The organism is Mycobacterium talmoniae (genome assembly GCF_001854525.1).
In the GTDB taxonomy this organism is placed as follows: Bacteria; Actinomycetota; Actinomycetes; order Mycobacteriales; family Mycobacteriaceae; genus Mycobacterium; species Mycobacterium talmoniae.
Window position 1 is genome coordinate 1 of the sequence record NZ_MLQM01000212.1, and the last position, 8,055, is coordinate 8,055.

Below are 8,055 nucleotides of genomic sequence, written 5' to 3' on the forward strand. Positions count from 1 at the left end.
AGCCGGGCCACCAGCTCGCCGCGCACCGGGACCGGGATGGCGCGGCAGGCAGAAAACACGTGGGCGGCAGCGACGATGATCGCCTCGGCCTGCTGGGGCTCGGGGGCGGCGACGGTGAACAGGACATCGCCGGTGATTGGGGTGCTGGCGGCCAGGCCGTGGTCGCCGGGCCCGCCGAGCTCGACATCGGCGCCGATCGCGCTCAGCGCGGCGCGCACCCGCTCCCGCAGCGCGTCGGCGGTGGGCAGGCGGGTGGTGGTGGGGATACTCATGCTGTTTTCTCCTGGGCGAGGGCGGCGTAGAGCTGGTACGGGTCGTGGATCCGACGGTCGATCGCCCCGGCCATCCAGTCGCTGGTGTAGCCGGAATCGTCGGCGGTGTCGGTGGCTTGGGCGTCGCGGTCCAGGTTGGACGCGAAGATCCCGGCCGCCGAGGCGGGCAGGAAGTCCTCGTAGACAACCGGTTTGGACGGGTCGCCGCCGTAATAGTAGGCCAGTCCCGCCGCGGCCAGTGCGGCGTCGGTGGACGGGAAATGCTGGCCCCACACCCGGGCGGGGTCGGGTGCGCGCATCGCGGCGTCGTAGCGTTCCCGTCCGGCGGGGGTCAGCGCGACCCCGCGGGCCTCGACCTCCCCGAACCGCACCCGCAGGGTGCCCTCGGTAACGGCGCCGTCGGCGGACCGGAACCGGCGCGGCTCGGCCAGCGCGCGAAACGACGTCTGGCGCAACAGCACCGCCGGTCCGTCCCAGCGGGGTGGCCCCTGAATCTTGTCGATCATGGTGATGCCCCGGGCGGACATCCGCCGGTACAACTCGTCGATGTCGAGCACCCGCGGGGTCAGGTGGTTGAGGTGGGTGGAGCCCAGCCCGGCGATGTCGGCGGCCACCGCGGACACCCGGGACAGCTCGTCGTACCAGGCCCGCTCGATCGGTTCGGGCGACAACGCGAACGCGGCCACCGCCCGCTCGACGAAATCGTCGGCCGTCGACGCGGCGCAGCCCCCGTCGGCGGCGATCACCCGGGCCGCGTCGATCAGCGCCGGGTCGAACAGCTGCCGGCGCGCCAAAAACGCCTGCACCCGGCGCCGCAGGTCCGGGTCGAAGAACCGCGGATCGCGCAGCGCCAGCATCGAGGTGAACACCCGGAACGGGTTGCGGGCCAGCTCGTCGGCGTCGATCGGCCGAAACGCGGTGGACACCACCGGAACCGGTGGATCGGCGTCGCGCAGATCGTAGTAGCCGACCGGGTACATGCCGAACGCGGCGAACAGGTCGGCGACGGCGGCCAGCTCGGCCGGGGTGCCGACCCGGATCGCGCCGTGCCGCTCGGCGGTGACCCGGTCCAGCGACCCCAGCCGTTCGGCGCCCGGCCGGTGCGCCGCATAATCCCGGTTGACCTCGGTGGTGACCGCAACCAGCGTGGTGTAGGCCGGCACCTCGGCCCCGTACATGGCCGACAGCGCCGCGGCGAAGCGTTCCCGCAGCTGCCAGCTCACCAACTTTTTCATCCCGATGGCCGCCCCACCGCGCTGCGATAGTCTCCGGCCATGGTGGATACGCTGGACAATATCGACCGCATCCTGGTGCGCGAACTGGTGGCCGACGGGCGGGCCACGCTGGCCGAATTGGCCGCCACGGCCGGGCTGTCGGTGTCGGCGGTCGCCTCCCGGGTGCGCCGGCTGGAGTCGCGGGGGGTGGTCACCGGGTACTCGGCGCGGATCAACCCCGAGGCGCTGGGGAACATGCTGTCGGCGTTCGTCGCGATCACCCCTCTCGACCCCTCACAACCCGATGATGCACCCGCGCGGCTGGAACACATCGAGGCGATCGAATCGTGTCACTCGGTGGCCGGCGAGGACAGCTACATCCTGCTGGTGCGCGTCGCGTCCGCGCGGGCGCTGGAAGACCTGCTGCAGCGGATCCGGACGGCGGCCAACGTGCAGACGCGCAGCACCATCATCCTACAGACGTTTTACAGCGATAGACAGTTTGTGCCGTAAATATTGCGGTCAATGCGGGCTTAGAGCGTAAATAGCCGGTATTCTGGTGGCATGACTGCCGTGCTTGGCCCCGCCGAAGCGCCCACCCGGCTGTCACCCGACCGGGTCCGGCAGGTGCTGGCGCACAGCATGCTGGTCGACGGTTTCGACCTGGTGCTGGACCTGGACCGCTCGGCCGGTTCCTACCTGGTGGACGCCCGCGACGGGCGCCGCTATCTGGACATGTTCACCTTCTTCGCCTCGTCGGCGCTGGGGATGAACCATCCCGCCCTCGCCGACGACGCCGTGTTTCGGGCCGAACTCGCCCAAGCCGCCCTGAACAAGCCGAGCAACTCCGACGTGTACTCGGTGCCGATGGCGCGGTTCGTCCAGACGTTCACCCGGGTGCTCGGCGACCCGGCGCTGCCGCATCTGTTCTTCATTGACGGGGGTGCGCTGGCGGTGGAGAACGCGCTCAAGGTCGCCTTCGACTGGAAGAGCCGGCACAACGAGGCCCACGGCCGCGACCCCGGGCTGGGCACCCGGGTGCTGCACCTGCGCGGGGCGTTTCACGGCCGCACCGGCTACACCATGTCGCTGACCAACACCGAACCGGTCAAGGTGGCGCGGTTCCCGAAGTTCGACTGGCCGCGCATCGACGCACCGTACCTGCGGCCGGGCCTAGCGGCGTCGGACATGGACGCCCTGGAGGCCGAGTCGCTGCGGCAGGCGCGGGCGGCGTTTGCGGCGCACCCGCACGACATCGCCTGCTTTATCGCCGAACCCATTCAGGGCGAGGGCGGCGACCGGCACTTCCGCCCCCAGTTCTTCACCGCCATGCGCGCCCTGTGCGACGAGTACGACGCGCTGCTGGTCCTCGACGAGGTGCAGACCGGGTGCGGGTTGACCGGAACCGCTTGGGCCTACCAGCAATTGGGGGTGGCGCCGGACGTGGTCGCGTTCGGCAAGAAGACCCAGGTGTGCGGGCTGATGGCGGGGCGGCGGGTCGATGAGATCGCCGACAACGTGTTCGCGGTGTCGTCCCGGCTGAACTCGACGTGGGGCGCCAACCTCACCGACATGGTCCGCGCCCGCCGTGTCCTGGAGGTCATCGAAGCTGAGGGGCTGTTCGCGCGGGCCGCGGTGCTGGGTCGCCATTTGCACACCCGGCTCGACGAGTTGGCGCACGACTTTCCGGGTCTGCTGCTCGACGTCCGCGGTCGCGGCCTGATGTGCGCGGTCAGCCTGCCGACCACCGCCGACCGCGATGAGTTGCTCCGCCGACTGTGGCGGCGTGGTGTGGTCCTGCTGGCCAGCGGTGCGGACGGGGTGCGGTTCCGGCCGGCATTGACGGTGTCGGAGGCCGAAATTGACGCCGCGGTAGCCGCCTTGCGCGGCGCGCTGACCGAGTTGGGTTAGTCGCACCTCGCACCCGAGGCAGCCCACGGTTATCCGCAGCTATCCTGGGAAATCTGGACCCGAATAACAGAGGTTCGGTATGCAACGACCACGCCCGGGTTCCCACGGGGACCGGCTGGGGCAGGAAGACGACGAGGTGCGTGCGGCCGCCCGGTTTGCGGTGGTGGCGGCCGCCAGCGGCGTCGGCTTCGTCATCCTGGCGGCGCTGTGGGTCAGCACCTGCGGCGGGGAGGCGGCCGTCGACACGGCGGCGTGCGGTGTGCCGCAGCGGACGGTGTTGGCGTTCGGGGGACCGGCCATTTTGTTCGGTGCCGGCGTGTGGGCGTTCGTGCGCACCTACCGGGTGTGGCGCGACGAGGGCACCTGGTGGGGTTGGCACGGGGCCGGCTGGTTCTTGCTCACGCTGATGATGCTGACGATGACGCTGGGTACCCCGGCGATTTCCGGGTTGACGCTGGGTGGCTGACGCGCCGAACCGAGTCTTGGCTCAGGCGGCGCGCCGCTGCAGTCGACTATCGGTGCGCGCGTGTACCCACTGTCGATCCACCTGGTTGACGCGGCGCAGCTCCACGACGAACCACAGCGCTCCGGCGATGATCCCGAGGACGGCGATGAGCACCGTCGTGGTGAGCCATTCGTAGTGCCGGTAGGCGGCGACCGCCACCGTGGCGACCATCCCGGCGAAAGCGATGATTATCAGAATGAACCCGGGCCAGAAGAGGTTGTCCTTCATCGTGATACCCGCGTGCGGTTGCGTGGTCCGCGCGTGGTCTGTCGGGTCGTGGTGCGTGTCTCCCATGAGCTGACCTCCGCCATCGGATGACACCATGCTACTCACTCAACGGCCCCGGTGCGGTGCAATTCTTAACCCCGCCGGGGCTCAGCGGGTCGCGTGAATATCGGTGGCTGCTAGGTCCGCGCGACTTCGTTGCGGGCGTACACCTCAGGCAGCAAAATCGCCCCAATCGTGGTCACCAGCCACACCACCACTGTCGCGGCGATCCAGGATGCGAAGCCGCGAATGCTGAGTTCCTGCGTGATCACCGAGGTGAGACCCATTGCGACGAGGGTCAACACCAGTCCGGTGCCGCCGAGGAGCAGCGACGCATAACCGTGCGGCAACTTCAAGATGAACGCCGCCAGGCCCGCTTGCGCGATGGAGAACAACACGGCGGCGACGATCACCGCCGACGGCGTCACCGAAACATTGGGCACCGCCCAGGCCGCCACGATCATGCCGATGGCCCACGACACCAGATGCACCACGCCCCGAAGCAGGATTTGCCCCATAGCACTAAGCGTAGGTCTAGCGGGCGGCGCTGTGAAGAACCGCGTTTCCGTGGCTACCCACGCGAAGAAGGTCCAGCCGGTACCGGCTGGACCTTCCTCATGGGAAAGGCTTGTCGCGCCGTCAGTTGTCGGTCTGGTTGGCTTTTTGCCGCTGCTCTTCGACCGCCGCGTTCCCCCGGGCCTGTTCGGCCTGAGCTTCCTTCTTCGCGGCCTCGCGTTCGGCCTCGGCTTTGTCCTGCTGCGCCTGGCCCTCGCGGATCATGTCGTCGCGGCCGGTGACGGTCCCGACCGCCTCCTTGGCCTTGCCCTTGACGTCCTCGACGACGCCCTTGATGGCTTCTTCGGGTCCACTGTTCTTGTCGTTGTCGGCCATAGCCTGCCTTTCGCTCTAGTGGTTACGAAGCTTCGTGATGAGCTTGCTTTTGTTCAGCTTCGAATAGCCGGATATACCAAGCTCTTTCGCCCTCTTCTTGAGCTCCGGGACAGTCCAGTCCTGGTACGAACCTGACTTGCCACCGCTTTTCCCGACGCGGGAGCGACTGCTGGCCGCCGCCGCGTTGGAGATCCGGGCGGCCTTCTCTTTCGACTCGCCCCGGTCGCGCAGGTCTTCGTAGAGACGCTCGTCTTTGATCGACGGGTTCGGCATCTCCGTCTCCTTTCCGCGCGTGATTCCCGACCCATCCCGCAGGCTTCCCGCCGCCGTCGGCTGTCAAACCTCCGGGTAGTCGTCGCGGCCGTCGTCCTCGACGCCCACGACTTCCTGGAGTTGCTCCTGCCAATCCGGGGCGTCGGCCTCCATCGGCGGATCCGGCCGCGACGGCGGACTGGGGTCCGGGGTGGTTTCTTGGTCCTGCTCGACGGCGTCGGCGACCGGGATCTCATCGGGGTTTCTACCGCTGGGCATCGAGATCGCCTACCCGTACGTCATCGGGTCAAAACGCGGGGTTACCCGCGCGGTCAAACGGGTATCAGCCCTAGGTCATGACTATTACCCCGATAACCCGCGGCACCGCCGGGTGGCTGTTACGTCGCCATCACCGGTGCGAGAATCACAAAAGCAGCGCCCATGAAAGTCCGGATACCCGGTGGCCGTCGTGATCAACCGGCCGGTGCGCGGCGGTAATCTCGGTCCCACATCGCCGGGAGGACACGTGACTGATACACGATGGGCTGGGCAATACGGCGAACGAGCCGTCGAGATGCGGGTCGCCCCCCGGCTGGAGAACTTGGCGGTGTTGCGCACCCTGGTCGGCGCGGTCGGCACCCTAGAAGACCTGGATCTGGATACCGTTGAGGATCTGCGGTTGGCGGTGGACGAGGCCTGTACCCGACTGATCCGGTCGGCGAGACCCGAGGCCACCCTGGTGGTGGTGGTCGACCCGCGCGACGACGAAGTCGTCGTGCACGCGTCGGTGGCCTGCGAAAGCGCGGACGTGCTGACCCCGGGCAGCTTCAGCTGGCACGTGCTGACCTCGCTGACCGACGAGGTGAAGACCTTCGGCGACGGTCGCGAACCGCAGGGCGGCCACCGCGTCTTCGGGATCACGTTGACGACCCACCGGGCGGGCCGCGCCCAGTGACAGAACGCGCCGCCGGGGGTTCGGCATCGCGGTCGAGTTCTGAATATGCCGACGTCCCGGAGATGTTTCGCCAACTGGCCAGCTGTCCCGCCGACTCGCCGGAGTTCCGTCGCCAACGCGACAAGATCGTGGAGCGGTGCCTGCCGCTGGCCGAGCACATTGGCCGTCGCTTCGAGGGCCGCGGCGAGTCGCGCGAGGACCTGGTCCAGGTCGCCCGGGTGGGATTGGTTAACGCGGTGATCCGGTTCGATGTCGATGCCGGCTCGGACTTCGTTTCGTTCGCGGTGCCCACCATCATGGGCGAGGTGCGCCGGCACTTCCGGGATAACAGCTGGTCGGTGAAGGTCCCCCGGCGGCTTAAGGAGCTGCATTTGCGGCTCGGCTCGGCGACCGCCGAGCTGTCCCAACGCCTGGGACGGGCGCCCACCGCCTCCGAGCTCGCCGAGGAAGTCGAACTCAGCCGCAGCGAGGTCGTCGAGGGGCTGGTGGCGGGCAGCTCCTACAACACCTTGTCCATCGACTCCACCAGCAGCAGCTCCGGCGACGACGAGGTGCGGGCCATCGCCGATACCCTCGGCTCCGTCGACGCCGGCCTGGAGCGAATCGAGAACAGGGAGTCGCTGCGCCCGTTACTCAACGCGTTGCCCGAGCGGGAGCGCACGGTGCTGGTGCTCCGGTTCTTCGAGTCGATGACGCAGACGCAGATCGCCGAGCGGGTCGGGATCTCGCAGATGCACGTATCCCGGCTGCTGGCGAAATCGCTAGCTCGGCTCCGTGACCAGCTGCAGTAGCCGGCTGCGGCTTTGCACCGTGGCCAGCGCGGCGGCAACCGACTCGGTGGTCGGCAACGCGCCGTCCGGGTCGCAGATTCGTAGCAGGCGGGACACCGGGGAGCTGGGAACCATCGCCCAATAGATCTGGCCGTCGGTGCACCGGGTGTTGATCGTCTGCAGGACAGAAAAACCCGCGGTGCCGATGAATTCCAGGTCGTGTAGGTCGAGCACCAACCATTCGCAGTAACCGGCGCAGCGCTGCACGTAGTCAGCGAGCTGCCCGGCGTTCGCGGCGTCGAGTTCGCCGCCGACACTGATCACCGCGCCGGAACGCCCCCAGCGGGCGGTCGAATGAGCGGTGCGGCTCTCCCAGGTCTGAGGCGGAAAGGCCGTGTCCGTCCGGGGAGGCGGTAATGCGGACTCGGCGGCTCTGATAGCGGACATTCTTGTGGCTCCATCAGTCGAAAAATCGTGCTGTTGGACTCACGTCAATGTGATTACAACCCTCACGGGTAGAAGCCAGGGAGTAGGCCCCCTGGTCACGTCTTTGACGCTTCTTCCGGGTGGCTGTGAACTCAACCTGTTCGCTGACGCTACCCCTGTCCGCCGCGGTTCACAACAGTTTGGTAACGGACAGCGGGATTCTGTTCAACCCCTTATGTTGCCCCCGCCGGCGTCGGGCAGCGAAGTCGGGTTTGCCCTGGACAGGCTCGGGATCGGCGACGAGCAAGCGGGCGAGCCTGTTTGGTGGCATGGAAGCCCGGCAGTGGTGAGGATTCGTCACGACTTCGTCGAGGCCTGTTGCGCAGGTGGTGGACGATGCGTCCGGGGCGCCTGGGTTTTCCGCGCATCACGACGCCAGTTTGCCGGGCAGCGCCGCCTCTAGCCCCAATGCCGCGCAGTTAGGTGTGTGATTGGTGTGGCAAGTGTGACACGCCGTTGTGGGTACCGGTAGGGCAGCGGAACTCCCGGTATCGATGGATTGTCCGTCCAAAGACATCCGTCTCACCAGGGA

Annotated in this window: 12 protein-coding genes and 1 pseudogene; 5 read left to right on the top strand and 8 right to left on the bottom strand. The window is 67.8% G+C overall.

All coding sequences use genetic code 11. The features are described from left to right. Window positions 1–272, bottom strand: a pseudogene (locus BKN37_RS24310) (aldehyde dehydrogenase family protein); the annotation flags it as partial. After that, a complete protein-coding gene (hglS, locus tag BKN37_RS24315) occupies window positions 269–1,507 on the bottom strand; it encodes a 2-oxoadipate dioxygenase/decarboxylase (protein ID WP_071029492.1) in 1,239 nt (412 codons plus the stop codon). The pseudogene BKN37_RS24310 and the gene hglS, both read right to left, overlap by 4 nt. A gap of 39 nt (window positions 1,508–1,546) precedes the next feature. On the opposite strand from hglS, the gene BKN37_RS24320 reads away from it, so the two are divergent. From BKN37_RS24320 to BKN37_RS24330, 3 genes are all read left to right on the top strand, one after another. Further along, the gene (locus BKN37_RS24320) at window positions 1,547–1,999 is read left to right on the top strand and encodes an Lrp/AsnC family transcriptional regulator (RefSeq protein ID WP_071029493.1); all 453 of its coding nucleotides are present in this window, start codon (window positions 1,547–1,549) and stop codon (window positions 1,997–1,999) included. 51 nt (window positions 2,000–2,050) lie between these two features. Beyond that, window positions 2,051–3,397, top strand: coding sequence for an L-lysine 6-transaminase (lat, locus tag BKN37_RS24325; protein ID WP_071029494.1), 1,347 nt, complete (start codon window positions 2,051–2,053; stop codon window positions 3,395–3,397). Between the two features lie 79 nt (window positions 3,398–3,476). Beyond that, window positions 3,477–3,863, top strand: coding sequence for a hypothetical protein (locus BKN37_RS24330; protein WP_071029495.1), 387 nt, complete (start codon window positions 3,477–3,479; stop codon window positions 3,861–3,863). Between the two features lie 21 nt (window positions 3,864–3,884). Here the strand turns inward: BKN37_RS24330 and BKN37_RS24335 are convergent, their stop codons facing one another. The 5 genes from BKN37_RS24335 to BKN37_RS24355 form a co-directional block, all read right to left on the bottom strand. Beyond that, window positions 3,885–4,130, bottom strand: a complete 246-nt coding sequence (locus BKN37_RS24335) for a UsfY protein (RefSeq protein ID WP_071029503.1) — start codon at window positions 4,128–4,130, stop codon at window positions 3,885–3,887. A 176-nt stretch (window positions 4,131–4,306) separates the two neighbouring features. Then, on the bottom strand, window positions 4,307–4,687 hold the full coding sequence (locus tag BKN37_RS24340; protein ID WP_071029496.1) for a phage holin family protein: 381 nt from the start codon (window positions 4,685–4,687) through the stop codon (window positions 4,307–4,309). 121 nt (window positions 4,688–4,808) lie between these two features. Next, window positions 4,809–5,060, bottom strand: a complete 252-nt coding sequence (mbp1, locus tag BKN37_RS24345; RefSeq protein WP_071029497.1) for a microaggregate-binding protein 1 — start codon at window positions 5,058–5,060, stop codon at window positions 4,809–4,811. A 15-nt stretch (window positions 5,061–5,075) separates the two neighbouring features. Next, window positions 5,076–5,333: a DUF7218 family protein gene (locus BKN37_RS24350; RefSeq protein WP_071029498.1), complete on the bottom strand. Its 258-nt coding sequence runs from the start codon at window positions 5,331–5,333 to the stop codon at window positions 5,076–5,078. 63 nt (window positions 5,334–5,396) lie between these two features. Further along, window positions 5,397–5,591, bottom strand: coding sequence for a hypothetical protein (locus BKN37_RS24355; protein WP_071029499.1), 195 nt, complete (start codon window positions 5,589–5,591; stop codon window positions 5,397–5,399). A gap of 295 nt (window positions 5,592–5,886) precedes the next feature. Between BKN37_RS24355 and BKN37_RS24360 the strand changes: the two genes are divergently transcribed. After that, window positions 5,887–6,267 (top strand): ATP-binding protein, encoded by a 381-nt coding sequence (locus BKN37_RS24360; RefSeq protein ID WP_071029500.1) that lies wholly within the window; start codon window positions 5,887–5,889, stop codon window positions 6,265–6,267. Continuing rightward, window positions 6,264–7,058 (top strand): SigB/SigF/SigG family RNA polymerase sigma factor, encoded by a 795-nt coding sequence (locus BKN37_RS24365; RefSeq protein ID WP_071029501.1) that lies wholly within the window; start codon window positions 6,264–6,266, stop codon window positions 7,056–7,058. Before BKN37_RS24360 ends, BKN37_RS24365 begins: the two co-directional genes overlap by 4 nt. Here the strand turns inward: BKN37_RS24365 and BKN37_RS24370 are convergent. Beyond that, window positions 7,029–7,484, bottom strand: a complete 456-nt coding sequence (locus tag BKN37_RS24370) for an STAS domain-containing protein (protein WP_083342019.1) — start codon at window positions 7,482–7,484, stop codon at window positions 7,029–7,031. The genes BKN37_RS24365 and BKN37_RS24370 overlap by 30 nt on opposite strands. Between the last annotated feature and the right edge of the window lie 571 nt (window positions 7,485–8,055).

Bases quoted from the DNA above. Each gene is read 5' to 3' on its own strand.
- BKN37_RS24355 (WP_071029499.1), bottom strand. From the start codon at position 5,591: ATGCCCAGCGGTAGAAACCCCGATGAGATCCCGGTCGCCGACGCCGTC.
- BKN37_RS24335 (WP_071029503.1), bottom strand. From the start codon at position 4,130: ATGAAGGACAACCTCTTCTGGCCCGGGTTCATTCTGATAATCATCGCT.
- BKN37_RS24340 (WP_071029496.1), bottom strand. From the start codon at position 4,687: ATGGGGCAAATCCTGCTTCGGGGCGTGGTGCATCTGGTGTCGTGGGCC.
- BKN37_RS24320 (WP_071029493.1), top strand. From the start codon at position 1,547: ATGGTGGATACGCTGGACAATATCGACCGCATCCTGGTGCGCGAACTG.
- BKN37_RS24370 (WP_083342019.1), bottom strand. From the start codon at position 7,484: ATGTCCGCTATCAGAGCCGCCGAGTCCGCATTACCGCCTCCCCGGACG.
- lat (WP_071029494.1), top strand. From the start codon at position 2,051: ATGACTGCCGTGCTTGGCCCCGCCGAAGCGCCCACCCGGCTGTCACCC.
- BKN37_RS24360 (WP_071029500.1), top strand. From the start codon at position 5,887: ATGCGGGTCGCCCCCCGGCTGGAGAACTTGGCGGTGTTGCGCACCCTG.
- BKN37_RS24330 (WP_071029495.1), top strand. From the start codon at position 3,477: ATGCAACGACCACGCCCGGGTTCCCACGGGGACCGGCTGGGGCAGGAA.
- BKN37_RS24350 (WP_071029498.1), bottom strand. From the start codon at position 5,333: ATGCCGAACCCGTCGATCAAAGACGAGCGTCTCTACGAAGACCTGCGC.
- hglS (WP_071029492.1), bottom strand. From the start codon at position 1,507: ATGAAAAAGTTGGTGAGCTGGCAGCTGCGGGAACGCTTCGCCGCGGCG.
- mbp1 (WP_071029497.1), bottom strand. From the start codon at position 5,060: ATGGCCGACAACGACAAGAACAGTGGACCCGAAGAAGCCATCAAGGGC.